Here is a 15,306-nt window from a genome sequence, read left to right on the forward strand (position 1 = left end):
CTGGATCCGGGGGAATCGTGGTGCGCCAGGAGCGGTCACTCCTGATCCAGGATCCCTGACTGTGCGATCAGATAGCCGAGTTGGGCGCGACTGTTGCTGCCGAGCGCGGCGTTCAGTTTGGCCACATGTGCGCGGCAGGTGCGGACATTCATGCCGAGACGGCGCGCGATCGAGTCGTCGACGTGTCCCTCGACGAGGAGTTGGGCTATCGCATGCTGAACTCCGCTGATGCCGAGGGTTGTCGGGTTGTACTTGACTTCCTCCAGCAGGGGAGCGGCTCGGGTCCAGAGTTGTTCGAAGACCTTGGCGAGGTACTCGACCAGTCCCGTATGCCGCAGTTCCAGAGCGACTTGGCGGTCGTCCGTGGCCGGGATGAAGGCGACCGTGCGGTCGAAGATGATCAGGCGCTCGATGAGTTCCTCGAGCGTGCGGATTTCCACGTTGTCGTCCGCAATACGTTCGGCGTACGCCAGTGTGCTGGGGCTGTGCCGCACGGTGTGCTGGTAGAGCGTGCGGATGCGTACGCCGCGGTCCACGACGGACAGGCCCCGTTCCAGGGCCTCGATGAGGCGGTCCTCGCTCCGGCCGCCTCCCGGCTGGACGGTCAGGACCTCCGTTCGGCACTCGGCCGTGGCGAGGTCCAGCGCCGCGTTGATCCGGTTGGCGCCTTCAAGGACCGTGATCGCGTGGGTGGTCGGCGGGTCCTGGGCGCTGATGTCCATGTAGGGCTCGAAGGACTCGGTGAGCAGGACGGAGCGCCGGCGGCGTTCCAGGATCTCGCGTTCGAGCGGGTGCAGGTGTTTGGCCAGTGCGGCGGACGGGGGTACCGGCCGGAGCCAGTCCGCGTCGTCGGGATCGGGGTGCACTAGGGCGAAGTCGATCAGACACGGGGCGGCTGCCGCCTCGGCGCGGGCGATGCGCCCGGAGCGCAATGCGCTGGCGTAAAGGCGCCCACCTTCTTCGCACAGTTCGGTGATCCCGTGAGGATGTGTCGGCTTTGTGTAGCTTGTGGTCATATCTCCACCCCCCAGGTTCCTGAACATGCAGGAACATGATGCATCGACTCAGTGGTGTTCGAGTGCCTGGGTGAGACATCGTCTTAAGTGCGGGGGAGAAGAATCCACAAGTGAGGACGAAGCCGACTATGTATAAGCGAATGCTTCGCTCGGCGCTTGCCGCCTCGTTCGTTGCAGCCTTGGGCATTGGACTGGCGGGCGGGGGCGACATCGCATGGGGCGGGGAGGCCGTCGCGGCATCGGGCGACATCGCCTGGGGTGCCGAGGCCGCGCCCGCATCGGGTGACATCGCCTGGGGCGCTCCGGCAGCGTCGGCGCCAGGTGACATCGCCTGGGGTGCCGAGGCCGCGCCCGCATCGGGTGACATCGCCTGGGGCGCTCCGGCGGCGTCGGTACCAGGTGACATCGCCTGGTCCGCTCCGGCCCTTACCGGCGCATGACCACCCCACCGGACGACCGCACCTTCCGGCGGGAGATGGCCACGGCCTATCGGTCAGGGTGGCACTTCATCGATCTGCTCACGGCGCTCACCGGCCATGGCGATTCGTTGATGGTCACCCTGTTCGGAGAGCCGATCGTCGTGGTGATGGAAACGGACGACGACGTCCGCGCCTATCGCTGTCTGCGCCGGCCCCGCGGAGCGCCGCAACCGGTTCGCTGTGCCGTGAGGTACGGCATGATTTTCGTCAATCTCGATCAGCGGGACCACGAGCTGTTCGAACAAGAAGCCATCTCCGCCACCCCCCGCAGTGCCTGAACGATTCCCCCGTCGTTCCATGTCGTTCAGGCGCTTCCCCCACACAACGGCGCCATCGTGACCTGAACACGATGGCGCCGTTGTGCTGCCCGGATGGATTTCTCAGCCTCTGCCGAGCGCCCGGTCCACGGCGATCTCGATGACGACCCGTTCCGGGTTGTGCGCCGGAGTGCGCTCGTACCGCTGCGCGTAACGGCGTACCGCGTCCGCCACCTGCCCGGACTCCGTGCGGACCGTCGCGAGGCCCTCCAGGGTCGCCCAGCGGCGTCCCTGCATCTGGCAGACCGCGACCCGTGCGCCCTGGGGGCCCGCCGCCAGGACGTGGGCGACCTTCCGGCTGTTCCCGCTGGTGATGACACGTGCCAGCCGAGTCTCCGGGTCGTACGTCACGCCGACCGGCACCACATGCGGGGTGCCGTCAGGGCGGAGCGTCGTCAAGGTGCACACATGGCGCTCCCGCCAGAAGGCGAGGTACTCGGGGCCGAGGTTGCGAACGTCAGGCATGGGGTCAGCCTAGAGAGAACGGCCCCCACACCCGCACCCGGTCAGGCTTGAGTGGAATAGACTCAACTTTGTACCCGTTATTCGAGTCATACTTCAGTGAAGCCGAGAAGCACCAGCACAAGGAGGAGACAACGCCCGTGGACGCCGAGCTGACCAACAGGAGCCGGGACGCCCTCAACGCGGCCACCAGCAGGGCCGTCAAGGACGGGCACCCCGACCTCACCCCGGGGCATCTGCTGCTTGCACTGCTCGCGGGCGAGGACAACGCGAACATCACCGACCTGCTGGCCGCGGCCGACGCCGACCAGGTGGTCGTGCGTGCCGAGACGGAGCGGCTTCTCGGCGCGCTGCCCAGCGTCACCGGATCCACCGTCGCCCCGCCGCAGCCCAACCGTGAGCTGCTCGCCGTCATCTCCGACGCCGCACAGAGGGCGAAGGAACTGGGCGACGACTACCTCTCCACAGAGCACCTGCTGATCGGTATCGCGGCCAAGGGCGGCCGCGCCGGTGAGATCCTCACTCAGCAGGGAGCCAGTGCGAAGAAGCTGCTGGACGCATTCGAGAAGAGCAGGGGAGGGCGCCGGGTGACCACACCCGACCCGGAGGGCCAGTACAAGGCCCTGGAGAAGTTCGGCACCGACTTCACGGCCGCCGCGCGCGAGGGCAGGCTCGACCCCGTCATCGGACGTGACCAGGAGATCCGCCGTGTCGTCCAGGTGCTGTCCCGCCGCACGAAGAACAACCCCGTGCTCATCGGGGAGCCCGGTGTCGGCAAGACCGCCGTCGTCGAAGGGCTCGCCCAGCGGATCATCAAGGGGGACGTCCCCGAGTCGCTGAAGAACAAGCGGCTCGTCTCCCTCGACCTCGGCGCGATGGTCGCGGGTGCGAAGTACCGGGGCGAGTTCGAGGAACGCCTCAAGACCGTCCTCTCCGAGATCAAGGAGAGCGACGGCCAGATCATCACCTTCATCGACGAGCTGCACACCGTCGTCGGCGCGGGTGCCGGCGGCGACTCCTCGATGGACGCGGGCAACATGCTCAAGCCGATGCTCGCCCGGGGTGAGCTCCGCATGGTCGGCGCCACCACGCTGGACGAGTACCGCGAGCGCATCGAGAAGGACCCCGCCCTGGAGCGCCGCTTCCAGCAGGTCCTGGTCGCCGAGCCGTCCGTCGAGGACACGATCGCGATCCTGCGCGGCCTCAAGGGCAGGTACGAGGCGCACCACAAGGTCCAGATCGCGGACTCCTCGCTGGTCGCCGCCGCGACCCTCTCCGACCGCTACATCACTTCCCGCTTCCTCCCCGACAAGGCCATCGACCTCGTCGACGAGGCCGCCTCCCGACTCCGTATGGAGATCGACTCCTCCCCCCTGGAGATCGACGAGCTCCAGCGGGCCGTCGACCGCCTGCACATGGAGGAGCTCGCCCTCAAGAACGAGACCGACGCGGGCTCCAAGCAGCGCCTGGAGAAGCTCCGCCGCGATCTCGCCGACAAGGAGGAGGAGCTGCGGGGCCTGACCGCCCGCTGGGAGAAGGAGAAGCAGGGGCTCAACCGCGTCGGTGAGCTGAAGGAGCGCCTGGACGAACTGCGCGGCCAGGCCGAACGCGCCCAGCGCGACGGCGACTTCGACACCGCGTCCAAGCTGCTGTACGGGGAGATCCCCGGCCTGGAGCGCGAACTGGCCGAAGCGGCCGAGGCCGAGCAGGAAGCCGCCCAGGACACCATGGTCAAGGAGGAGGTCGGACCGGACGACATCGCGGACGTCGTCGGGGCGTGGACGGGCATCCCGGCCGGACGCCTCCTGGAGGGCGAGACCCAGAAGCTCCTGCGCATGGAGGACGAGCTGGGCCGCAGGCTCATCGGCCAGACCGAGGCCGTGCGCTCCGTGGCGGACGCGGTACGCCGCACCCGCGCCGGGATCGCCGACCCCGACCGGCCCACCGGCTCGTTCCTCTTCCTCGGCCCGACCGGCGTCGGCAAGACCGAGTTGGCCAAGGCGCTCGCGGACTTCCTGTTCGACGACGAACGGGCCATGATCCGCATCGACATGAGCGAGTACGGCGAGAAGCACAGTGTCGCCCGGCTCGTCGGCGCCCCGCCCGGCTATGTCGGCTACGAGGAGGGCGGCCAGCTCACGGAGGCCGTCCGCCGCCGCCCGTACAGCGTCGTCCTGCTCGACGAGGTGGAGAAGGCGCACCCCGAGGTCTTCGACATCCTGCTGCAGGTGCTCGACGACGGCCGGCTCACCGACGGGCAGGGCAGGACGGTGGACTTCCGCAACACCATCCTGATCCTCACGTCGAACCTCGGCAGTCAGTTCCTGGTCGACCCCCTGACCAAGCCGGACGTGAAGAAGCAGCAGGTCATGGATGTCGTACGGGCGTCCTTCAAGCCGGAGTTCCTCAACCGGCTCGATGACCTGGTGGTCTTCTCCGCCCTGTCCGGTGACGAGCTCGCCCACATCGCGGGTCTCCAGGTGGGCCGCCTCGCGGGCCGGCTGGCCGACCGCCGGATCACCCTCGACGTGACCCCGGACGCCCTGGCCTGGCTGGCCGAGGAGGGCAACGACCCGGCGTACGGCGCCCGGCCGCTGCGCCGGCTGATCCAGACGGCGATCGGCGACCGGCTCGCGAAGGAGATCCTCGCGGGCGAGGTCAAGGACGGGGACACCGTGCGGGTGGACCGGGCCGGGGACGGGCTGCTCGTGGGGGCCGTTCCCCCGGAGAATCCCAGGTAGACCACTCCTCGTGCCCCCGGCCCGCGGACCCTGCGTCCGGGCCGGGGGCACGTGCGTGTGCGGCGTCGTTTGCATTGATACGTGCATCCGACACCCTTGATAGATGAAGTGCCCTGGTCGTGCGCCCGAGAAGTAAGTCGGGGCGTACCGGCGGTTGCCCACTAAATCGAGCCGAAAATTTCCGTTCCGTGGCCGGATGAACGGGCGCGGCGTGCTGCCCCGGCTGTTCTCCGGGCGAGAGCGGTGCATATCCGTATCCCGATCGCACTACGGTCAACGGCCAGGCAACAGGCCGGTTTCCGCTCAATAACAGGACACTTTGGACCACCTTTCATGATCTGCCGGAGGGGTATATGCGGAATTCGGCAGCCGGTATGGTACGCGCATGACGGAGCGCATACCTGATGAGATAAGCCCGGAGTCGAAGGATTGCAAAAGTGACAATCTCATTCGCCTCAGCGAATTTCGCACTCTTTGGGCGGCTTATGCTCAGTCGGTCCTCGGTGACCAGCTGGCGCGGGTGGCGTTGTCGCTGCTGGTCTTCGAACGAACCGAGTCGGCCGGCTGGACCGCGGCGACGTACGCCCTGACCACCCTGCCTGCCCTGCTGTCCGGGGTTCTGCTGTCGGGCCTCGCCGACCGCTTCCCCCGGCGGACCGTCATGGTCGGCTGCGACCTGGTGCGCGCCGCCCTGGTCGGGCTGATGGCCCTGCCGGGAACGCCGCTGCCCCTGCTGGCCGGACTGCTGGTGCTGGCGCAGCTGGCCGAGGCGCCCTTCGGTGCCGCCCAGGGCGCTCTGCTGCCGACCGTGCTCGGCGAGCGGAGGTACGAGCGTGGCCAGCGGGTCATGCTGATCACCCACCAGGCCGGGCAGCTGGTCGGCTTCGCAGGTGGCGGTGTGCTCGTCGTATGGCTGGGCAGCCACCTCTCCCTGGGGCTGAACGCGGCCTCGTTCCTGCTCTCCGCGTCCCTTATCAGGTTCGGTGTGAAGGCACGGCCGATCGCGAGCGACGACGTGCGTCAGAAGAGACTTCACATGCAGGTCAGGAGTGGGGCGGCGCTGATCTGGGCGGACCCCAGGCTGCGGGCGCTGGTCGCCCTGGGATGGCTGGCGGGCTTCATCGTGCTGCCGGAGGGACTGGCCGCCCCGTTCGCGGACGAGGCCGGCGGGGGCGGCGCCTCCGTCGGGCTCCTGCTCGCCGCGCATCCGGCGGGAATGGTGCTGGGCGCGGCCCTGCTCGGGCGGGCGAGCGTCGGGGACGAGTGGCGCCGCCGGCTCCTCGGGCCACTGGCGGTCGGCGCGAATCTGCCGCTGCTCCTGTACTGGACGGGCCCCGGTGTCGCCGTTGCCGTGTTGCTGCTGATGGCCTCGGGAGTGTGCTCGGCCTACCAGATCACCGCCGGAGCCACCTTCGTCCTGCTCACCCCGGCCTGCCAGCGCGGCCAGGTACTGGGGCTCGCCAGGTCGGGGCTGACCGCCATGCAGGGGATCGGCGTCGCGGCGGGCGGTCTGGCGGCGGAGCTGTCCGGATCGTCCTCGGACACGATCGGCGGGGCGGGACTTCTCGGGACTCTGTGCGCGATCCTGGTCGCCGTCGCCTGGTCGCGGGCACGGAGGACCGGCGCAGGGACGATTCCCCTGAGGGCGTAGGACTACTGGCCGCCGATCGCGGCTAGGGTCGATGGCAGGAAAACCCACGAGCGATCCACAGGAGTACCCAGCGATGTCTATCGACCCGTCCTCGATTCCCAACTTCGGGGGCCAGCCCGAGCCGCAGGCGGCAGGACCCGAGGGGCCCGTCGTCCCTGACCAGGACCTCGTCAAGCAGCTTCTCGAGCAGATGGAGCTGAAGTACGTCGTCGATGACGAGGGCGACCTCGCAGCGCCGTGGGAAGAGTTCCGCACGTACTTCATGTTCCGCGGCGAGGAGGAGCAGCAGGTCTTCTCGGTCCGTACGTTCTACGACCGCCCCCACCCCGTCGACCAGCGTGCCGTCCTTCTCGACGCGATCGACGACTGGAACCGCCGCACCCTGTGGCCCAAGGTCTACACGCACGCCCACGAGGGCGAGGAGGGCGCTGCAGCCTCCGTGCGACTGATCGGTGAGGCGCAGATGCTCATCGGCACCGGCGTCAGCCTGGAGCACTTCGTCTCCTCGACGGTCAGCTGGGTGCGGGCCTCCATCGAGTTCGACAAGTGGCTCGTGGAGCGCCTGGGCCTGGAGCCCGCCGAGGAGAAGACCGCGGGCGAGGACTCTCCGGAGGCCTGATCCGGCGCCGGTGCGACAGCCCGGCCGGGGGCGGCGGTCATCGCGACCGCGCCCCCGGGCCGGGCTTCCTCATGTCCGGGCTCTCCGCGTCCGGGGGATCAGCCCGTGCCACTCCGCGTCCGGGGGATCAGCCCGTGCCGAGGCTCTTCAGCCGGGTGACCGCTTCCGCGAGTACCTCCGTGCGCTTGCAGAACGCGAAGCGCACGAAGGGCGCGCCCTGCTCGCGGTGGTCGTAGAACACCGCGTTGGGGATGGCGACGACGCCGCACCGCTCCGGCAGCGCCCGGCAGAACGCGAAGCCGTCCTGCCCATCGCCGAGCGGCCGGATGTCGGTGGTGACGAAGTACGTTCCGGCGGGCCGGTAGACCTCGAAGCCGGCTTCGGTGAGGCCGCTGCTCAGCAGGTCGCGCTTGGCGCGCAGGTCCGCGCGCAGTCCGTCGAAGTAGCTGTCGGGCAGGCGCAGTGCCTCGGCGACCGCGTACTGGAAGGGCCCGGCCGGCACGTACGTCAGGAACTGCTTGGCGGACCGGACCGCGGTGACCAGGGCGGGGCTCGCGGTGATCCAGGCCACCCCTTGTTCCTACACTCATTCGCGTGTCAGGCAACGAGCCCACCAGGGGCGACTCCAGCACGGCCGGGGAGCTGGCCGCTGTTCGTGTCCCGCGATGCGTGATCGCAAAGATATCCGCGCTCCCCTCGCGCTCTCCTGGTCGGCGGTCCGTGGCGCTCCGGCCCGAAGAACGCCCTGGGCCGTGGCGGCGGGAGAACCTGTCCGGACCGATCTCGCGGCCCTTCCGCTCACACAGCCGTACCGCACGGCACCTACAGGCTTGCATCTGGGCCGAACGACGGCCCCACCAGTTGCCACACCGCGGGCTGGCCGGTTCAATCGGATCCGTGGGCCGGAACCCCGATTGGCTGCGGAACCCGGGTCAGTGCGGGAGTACCTTTCACACGGCCGGTGGGACGAACTGCCTCGTGGCGGTGGCGGCCAGCCGGGAGAACAGGGTGCCGGAGAATCCGAACAGAAGAGCGAAGGTGAGGGCCAGCGGCTGATCGGGGGCGTCCCAGGAGTTGTCGAGGAATACCTGTCCGAGAAGGTTGAGGTCGGGGTCGGCAAGCAGGCGGACCAGCAGGAGACCTCCCACTGCGGCGAGCGCGCCGCCGACGGGGGCCAGTACCAGCACCCCCCACGACCTGGGGCGTTCGGGCTGCGGTCGCAGGACCCCGATGACTGGCGACAGGAATCCGCCCAAGGCGCCCAGCAGCATAGTGAGCTGGTGGTCGAGCGTCATCCCCAGGGCGAGGAGCATGCCGACACCCGTCGTGGCCAGCCAGAGAGCGATGCGTTGCTGCTCGAATTCAGCGTCGGTCGCGGCGTCTTCGCGCGCGTGGAGACGCTCATAGGAGCCGATGAGCAGAGCACGTGCCTCCGGCCCGGAGCCGGGAGCCACGGCCAGCGTGGCGGCGAGTTCCCCATCGTCCTGACGCTTGGAGGCCGCGAGTTCCAGATGCAGGGACCGCATAAGAATGCCTGTCTCGTCGTCGTTCTCCAGCCGGAGCAACCGACGTTCGGCGGTGTGCAGGACCCGCCAGGCGGAGGCGAGTTTGGACAGTGGGATGGCGACGACACCGGCGCGCGGCAGCAGCCTCCAGACCACCGTGCCGTGCTTCTCCAGATCGTCCAGGCGTCGCGCCACCGCCGTGCACGTCGTCTTCGTCGTCGGGTCGCCGTCGCCCGCGGCGAGGATCTCGATGCGGGCCCGGCAGTCGCGTATCCGGCCGAGCAGGTCTCGGTACCGCGGGGCCGCGATCAGGCCCCGGCTGGTGACGAAGACGACTCCCAGATAGATGGCGCAGGCTGCCGCCAACGCCTGGTTGCCGCTCTCCGCCGCTGCGTCCAGCACTCGTGCCCTTCTTTCCCTCTGCTGTCGTTTTCCTCTGCTGTCGGCCGACCCCCTGTCAGTGGGCCGACCGGATCTCCCGGAGCGCGGGCAGGTTGATGATCACCAGACCCTCTGTGCAGGCGATCGCCACTCGGCCGTCCCACACGGAGAGTCCCCGCACCGCCACGCCGATGGGTACCACCAGGGAAGGCGCCGAGCCCAGCGGGTCCCAGACGCGTAGGTTCCCGTCTCGGCTACCGCTGATCAACCGGGGGCCTTCGGGGCCGTCGCCCGCCCAGGCGATCGCCGTGACGGGCAGGGAATGCCCCCTCAGGAGATGTTCTTCGGCACCGGTGGCGGCATCCATGACCCGGATGGCCCCGTCCCTGCCGCCGACGGCGATCAGGCTTCGGCCCTTCGCCTCGAACGCGCGGAGCGACTCGACTCCGGAGGGGAGGTGGAAGGGACCGGCCCGCGGGGTCCTGCCGTGCGCGTCCCACACGCGCAGCGTCCTTCCGCGGTCGGCCGTGACGAGCATGATTCTCTTGCCGACCGGTTCCCGGAACCACGCCATGGCCGTGATGGGCTTGTCGTGGTCGGGGCTGAACTCGGGACCGAAGGTGGTGCGGGCCACGGCGTCCCACAACCGGACCTTGCGTCCGTATGCGCCGGCCAGCAGGGCCCGCCTCTTGCCCGGGCCGGGGAAGGAGACCAGCGCGGTCAGTCCGGGCTTGGCTTCGATGCGGCCGCGTCCGCCGGGCGAGGCGGGGTCCGGATTCCAGACGTAGATGTTCCCGTCGGCGCACGCGGTGGCGAGCGACTGTGCCGGGCCACCCGTCTGGACTGCCGTCACCGATCGGACCGTGCGAGGGTGATCCAGGGTTCTCGACGGCCCGGACCGGGCCGGGTCCCACAGCCGGGCGGTCTTGTCGCTGCTGGCCGTCGCGAAGCTGATCCGGTTTCTCCCCGACCGGTACCAGGTCACTGCGTGGACGGAACCGCTGTGCCGCTGCGTGCTGTCGTACCAGACCGCGCGGTGGACAGGATCCCAGGTCTTCACTCTGCCGTCCTGCCCCGCCGTGGCGAGCATCGTCCGATGCCCGGGGCCCGTGAACACGCGCAGGGAACGAATCCCGTTGCGGTGTCCCGTGGCCCATGGTTCCCCGACCTGTCCTGCCCTGTGGGGGTCCCACAGGCGCAGGGTGTTGTCGTCGCCGACCGAGGCCAGCATGGTCCGGTCGTCCGGCCCGGCCAACACCGCGAGGTCATTGACCCGCCCGGTGTGCCCGGTGAGATCCGGCCGCGTCCGGACGCCTGTGGCGGGATCCCAGATCCGTACGGTCCCGTCCTCGCCGCACGAGGCGAGCAACGGCCGGCCACCGGGGCCCGCGAAGTCCCTGATCGTCGAGATACGACGGTGGCCCGTCGGCCACTCGCGCAAGGGCTCGTCCGCCGACTCTGTAAAGGGATCCCAGATCCGGATGTGGTCCCGGTGCGCGGTGACCAGCAGGGTTCGCGGGCTTCGTCCCGGTGCGGCCGGCTCGGTGTACGTCGTCATCGCTCGTACCCAGCGCCGTTCCGGCGACCCCTGGTAGCGGGAGCGACCCGCCCGCTCCCCGGGCACCGTGCTGAGCATCCGAAAGGGCTCGCGGGTCTCGGGGTCCCAGGGGTCCCAGAGGCGTACGACGCCGTCATCGCCGCCGGAGGCCAGTAGCACCCGTTCGCCGTCGGCCAGGGCGGTCATCGAGCGAACTCCGCCCGGGTGTTCGAGCGGAGGCAGTACCTTGGCCTGCATTCCCCGGACACGCCACAGGCGGATCTCGTCTCCGCGTCCGCCGACGGCCAGCAGAGTCTGCCCGCCCGGTCCGGTGAGCGGCAGGACGGCCCGTACCTCCTTGCCTCGCGGGCCGGGCAACATGTGGACGCGTTCCCCGGTGGGTCTCCAGACGCGTACGGCGCCTTCCGCGTCCCCGGCGGCCAGCAGATCGACGCCGTGGCGGTGGGGGTACACGGCCAGCGCGTTGAGCCCCGTACGGGCGCGACCTTCCATCGTGGTGTGCGGATCCTGCCGCCGCAGCCATGCCCGGTGCACGGTCCACGCCTGCGGTTCGAGGACCGCGGGGCGAGGCTCCGGGAACTCGACGGTCCCGGCCTGTCGGGCCATGGAGATCTCACGAATGCCTCGTCGGTCGCGGGGTTGCGCGTGCACCAGTTGGTGCCGCGCGCCGATGATGCCGGTGATCTCCTCGGGCGCGTGATCGCTGCCCAGGAGGCTGCGTACCGCGTCGGTGCCGAGCGCCCGCGCGTCCAGTTGGTCCAGTACGTCGGTACGTGCCGCCAGCAGGCGCCAGCCCTCCATGCCTGCCGCGACGGCATGGCCGGACAGGTACCGGGACAGGTAGGGGTGCAGCGGTTCGACGGAAAAGGCCGGAACCCCGTCCAGCAGGGCGCGGACGATTCGGGTGTGCCCCGCATGGACCGACGTACCGCCCCTCTCGCTGAGGAAGTGCTCCCGGAAGGTGTGGTGGGCCAGCCGGTACACGGTCACGCCGTGGTCGTCGTCGAGGCTGACATACGGGGCGGCCGCCCGGGTGAAGTTCTTCAACTCCGCTCGGTCCGGCGCCGGTCCACCGGTGAGCGCCGCGACCACGGTGGCCCAGGTGGCGCCCGTGGGCGGCAGGCCCGCGCCCTGGGCGTAGGCCAGTGCGCGCAGCATGTCCTCATGGGCGGGTTCCGTGTCCCGCAGGCGCTCGACAGCCGCCGCGAACAGCCGCCGGGGATCCGCCTCGCTCAGCAGTCGCTTCAGTTGTTCCGTCTGCTGTTCCGTCTCCTCCGTGACGTTTCCGTCGGAGCGCTTGTGGCGGTGGGCGAGGATCTCGTGGACGGCGAGGCGAGCGACGAGGAAGCTCCAGTCGCTCCGCTGGATCGTTCTGCTGATCCAGCTGCCGAGACCCGGCGGGTCTTCACCGGGGGTGGCCGCCAGCCGGTCCCTGACATACCCCTCGACGTTGTCGCGCTCGGCGGTGAGTGTGACCCTGCGGGGGCCGACGTCCGGAAACACGCCGTCTGAGGACGGGGGGTCGACGCCGAGGGCCTCCAGGATGTGGGGGGCGGGCCCGGGGGGTTCGGTGCCGGAACTGTACGAGGGGCCGTCCACGCCGCCTTCCTCCGCGGCGGTGGACGACCGCGTCGGGGCATGGTCTTCCTCCGCGGTGGACGGCCGGGTCCCGACGAGCAGTCGTACGTCGGGCAGGGCGGCGAGTTCACGCAGCACACCGTCGGCCAGGGACAGCGGGTCCTGCGCCTCGTCCAGGCCGTCCAGCAGCAGGGTGAGCTCACGCCGGCTGCTTCGCACCCGGCCCATGAGCCACTGCGCGGGCTGTCGCAGGTCACGCGGGGACGGGGCACCGCCCAGCCGGCAGGCGTCGGCGATCGCCGTCACGGCGGCGGCTGTGCTCAGGTTGCGCAGCGTGAGCGCCGCGGTGAAGACGTGGTCCTCGGGGCGTTCGTCCGCTGGGGCGCTGACGACCAGATCGGCGGTGTCCAGCGCCTCGCGCAGTGCGGGCTGGGACTGTACCAACAGGTGGCCGAGGAAGGCCGATTTGCCCGCGCCGGGCTGTCCGGTGACGACGAGCATGCCCTGCCTGCTCTCCCGCAGCCAGTCCACGACCTCGCGTCGTTCGTTGTGGTGGCCTCTGAAGTGCCATGTCACGTCGCCGTATTGGGCGTCGCGAGCGTGCCGCGCCCGCTCGGTGAATGCCTTGACCCGGTCCGGAGCGAGCCCGCGCAGTGCCGCGTCGAGTTCGTCCATCATGTCGAGGGGCCCGCGCACGGGCAGCCAGGGGCCACGGCGGACGAGCAGCGCCTGCTTGGTCAGCGGCGACGCTTCCGTGTAGTAACTGCCCGGCAGGAGCTCCTTCAGCGCCGCCGCCAGGTCCCGTATGTGGATCTCCTTGCCGCGGAGGTCGAATTCCACCGCCTGCCGCAGGGCGGTACCGAATCTCCCGAGGCGGGTTGGGCCGCTGCCCGACACGCCGAACAGCAGCACGCCGTGTGTGTTCCGGGTCGTCGGGACTGTTCGGGCCGGCAGCTCTCTACCGGTCTGGTTGACGAACTCCCTGGAGTGGCAGGTGTCGATGACCGCGAAGGTCCAGAAATCCCTGGAAGGTTCATGCCCACGGGCGCGCAGGGCTCCGGCCACGTTGAAGGGGTGTAGGAAGGCGGCCTCGTCTCTGGTCAGCAGCCGGGGGCCGTCGGCCTGCTCGCCGTGGCCGATCCAGTACAGGACGGTGTCGCGGCCGTCACGGCTCCCGGACCAGTCCTCCAGACGCTTGGCCACCGCCGCGTAGCCACGATCCCGCATGCCCACGCCCCAGTCGTCGCCCTCCACTCCGAACCTGCCGAACAGCTCCTGGACCCGAGCGAGTTCGTCTTTCGCATCCGGGAGGTTCTCGTAGCCCTCCCGCGTGTACTCTCCGATCGCGAAGGAGAGCATGCCGGGCGGCTGCGGTCGCTCAGTCATCGAGTCGCGGGTCGATCGCGAGGACGAGCTGACTGATCGGTGCCGCGCCACCGGGTGGCTGGAACGTCACGCGGTGCAGGCCGGGACGGTCCAGCGTGATGGGCGCGTGCCGTTCACCGTCACGTGACTCGAGCGAGAACCGCTGTTTCCACAGGGTGCGTGCTCCGACCGCCTCGACGTCGCAGAAGGCCGAGCGGGCCGGGACGTCCCTTCCGACGACGACCGCGGGCCATTCCTCATTGGGGACGACAGCGCCGTCCGGAGTGTCGAGCCCGAACGGTGTCTCGTCGCCGCCGAGATAGGGCTGGGTGGTGCTGAGATCTCCCTCCCGCACGACCTCCGCCACCCAGCTGACGATGTCGTCCGCGCTGCCCAGATTGGAATGCGACTGGAACGGGTAGCCCGCTGGACGCACATTCGGTACCTTCGCGGCGCAGAGCGGGACCGTGCCGTCGCCCCACTCGTTCTCGGCAGGGCCCTTTCCCCGCGGTGTCGTGAAGAGCTGTTCGACGACACCGCCCTCGACACGCAGGCTCTGCACGGTGGGCTGGGCGGAGCCGACCAGCAGCTGATGGTCGTCGGAGAGGCGGGGACTGTCCGACAGCGGGCGTTGCCGCTCCTCCCACGCCTTGGCCTGCGCCGGACAACCACCGAGTCGGACGACGTCTTTGGCTGTGATACGGCGCGCGGTATCTCCCTCGACCAGGCAGCGGTAGGTGGGCAGCAGGTCGTAGATCCCGGGGAGGGTGACCGCGAGGGCGCGTAGACCGTCGTCGGCGTAGCGTCTGAACACCGCCGAGGCCGGGCGTTTCGCGGGCAGCAACGGGACGCCCAGACGGGACGTCAGTCTTCCGGAGTTCAGCAGGGCCGCGGCCTTCGGGGTGCCGTAGAAGGGCGTTCCCAGGGTGACACAGGCGCGGACGAGGGCTTTCACGTCCGGGTCCAGCAGCATGTGGCGTACCAGCAGTCCGCCCATGGAGTGCGCCACCAGGACGAGCTTCGCTGGCTCCTGCTCCGTCGCGTGCCGGCGCATGGCCCTGTCGTGAGCCTCGGTCGCACGCCACCTCTTCAGATGCGCCTGGGCGTCCTTGGCGAGCAGACCCGCGTTGTAGGCCACAGGAAGCCGCCAGTCATACGGGAATTCCCGCACGGCGCGCTTGTCCGCGACGGCGCTGAGGATCGCGTGTTTGAGGTTGTCGTAGCGTTCGATACCGCGGAAAAGGGGGAACCAGGTCGCGAAATCGAGGAGTTTGGTGGCCTTGACGCGACCGTAGTGGCCCTCCTGTTCCTCCTTCGTCAGCCGGAGTCGGCGCAGGGCCGACCCGCTGTACCAGGACTTGGCGACAGTCGTGTCCCCCCAGATCCGTGTGCCGGGCGCATCGCTTTCCTCGAGCACACTGCCCATAATCCCGGGAATGATGATGACGGCGTCGTGAGTGTGGTACCCAAGTCGCGGATTACCTCTGATGCCCGACATGACACTCATGACGACAGACGATAATCGGCACTGCAACATCTTGAGCCCGATTGATCGAATCGTAGGCAGATGGCATCCGCCCCTCGCGGCATGCGGGTCGTGCCGGCCCTGGAGCGAGGAGGCCAACTGGCTTCAG

General features: G+C 69.4%; 10 protein-coding genes and 1 pseudogene. 5 read left to right on the top strand and 6 right to left on the bottom strand.

Features of this window, described 5'->3' with window-relative positions:
- Positions 1 to 35: 35 nt before the first annotated feature.
- Positions 36 to 1,043, bottom strand: coding sequence for a helix-turn-helix transcriptional regulator (locus tag OG844_RS27905; RefSeq protein ID WP_406393967.1), 1,008 nt, complete (start codon positions 1,041 to 1,043; stop codon positions 36 to 38).
- A gap of 152 nt (positions 1,044 to 1,195) precedes the next feature.
- Here OG844_RS27905 and OG844_RS27910 point away from each other — a divergent pair, with 152 nt between their 5' ends.
- Entirely contained in the window at positions 1,196 to 1,456 is a 261-nt protein-coding gene (locus tag OG844_RS27910; RefSeq protein WP_406393968.1) for a 5'-nucleotidase, read from the top strand.
- Positions 1,453 to 1,773 carry a (2Fe-2S)-binding protein gene (locus OG844_RS27915; protein WP_406393970.1) on the top strand — a complete coding sequence of 107 codons (321 nt, stop codon included), beginning with the start codon at positions 1,453 to 1,455 and terminating at the stop codon, positions 1,771 to 1,773. Before OG844_RS27910 ends, OG844_RS27915 begins: the two co-directional genes overlap by 4 nt.
- 102 nt (positions 1,774 to 1,875) lie before the next feature.
- On the opposite strand, the gene OG844_RS27920 is transcribed toward OG844_RS27915, so the two are convergent.
- Positions 1,876 to 2,277: a pyridoxamine 5'-phosphate oxidase family protein gene (locus OG844_RS27920; protein ID WP_406393972.1), complete on the bottom strand. Its 402-nt coding sequence runs from the start codon at positions 2,275 to 2,277 to the stop codon at positions 1,876 to 1,878.
- A gap of 137 nt (positions 2,278 to 2,414) precedes the next feature.
- Between OG844_RS27920 and clpB the strand changes: the two genes are divergently transcribed.
- From clpB to OG844_RS27935, 3 genes are all read left to right on the top strand, one after another.
- Positions 2,415 to 5,015 carry an ATP-dependent chaperone ClpB gene (gene clpB / locus OG844_RS27925; RefSeq protein ID WP_406393974.1) on the top strand — a complete coding sequence of 867 codons (2,601 nt, stop codon included), beginning with the start codon at positions 2,415 to 2,417 and terminating at the stop codon, positions 5,013 to 5,015.
- A 385-nt stretch (positions 5,016 to 5,400) separates the two neighbouring features.
- The gene (locus tag OG844_RS27930) at positions 5,401 to 6,666 is read left to right on the top strand and encodes an MFS transporter (RefSeq protein WP_406393976.1); all 1,266 of its coding nucleotides are present in this window, start codon (positions 5,401 to 5,403) and stop codon (positions 6,664 to 6,666) included.
- Between the two features lie 73 nt (positions 6,667 to 6,739).
- Complete coding sequence (locus OG844_RS27935) at positions 6,740 to 7,285, top strand: YbjN domain-containing protein (protein WP_406393978.1); 546 nt, start codon at positions 6,740 to 6,742, stop codon at positions 7,283 to 7,285.
- A 127-nt stretch (positions 7,286 to 7,412) separates the two neighbouring features.
- Here OG844_RS27935 and OG844_RS27940 read toward each other — a convergent pair.
- The 4 genes and pseudogenes from OG844_RS27940 to OG844_RS27955 all read right to left on the bottom strand — a co-directional run.
- Positions 7,413 to 7,856, bottom strand: a pseudogene (locus OG844_RS27940) (aminotransferase class I/II-fold pyridoxal phosphate-dependent enzyme); the annotation flags it as partial.
- Between the two features lie 379 nt (positions 7,857 to 8,235).
- Positions 8,236 to 9,192 (bottom strand): hypothetical protein, encoded by a 957-nt coding sequence (locus OG844_RS27945; RefSeq protein ID WP_406393980.1) that lies wholly within the window; start codon positions 9,190 to 9,192, stop codon positions 8,236 to 8,238.
- 55 nt (positions 9,193 to 9,247) lie between these two features.
- Entirely contained in the window at positions 9,248 to 13,693 is a 4,446-nt protein-coding gene (locus OG844_RS27950; RefSeq protein WP_406393982.1) for a hypothetical protein, read from the bottom strand.
- The gene (locus tag OG844_RS27955; protein ID WP_406393984.1) at positions 13,686 to 15,089 is read right to left on the bottom strand and encodes a lipase family alpha/beta hydrolase; all 1,404 of its coding nucleotides are present in this window, start codon (positions 15,087 to 15,089) and stop codon (positions 13,686 to 13,688) included. The genes OG844_RS27950 and OG844_RS27955 overlap by 8 nt, the downstream gene beginning before the upstream one ends.
- Positions 15,090 to 15,306: the final 217 nt, after the last annotated feature.

The sequence above is a fragment of the Streptomyces sp. NBC_00887 genome (genome assembly GCF_045207585.1).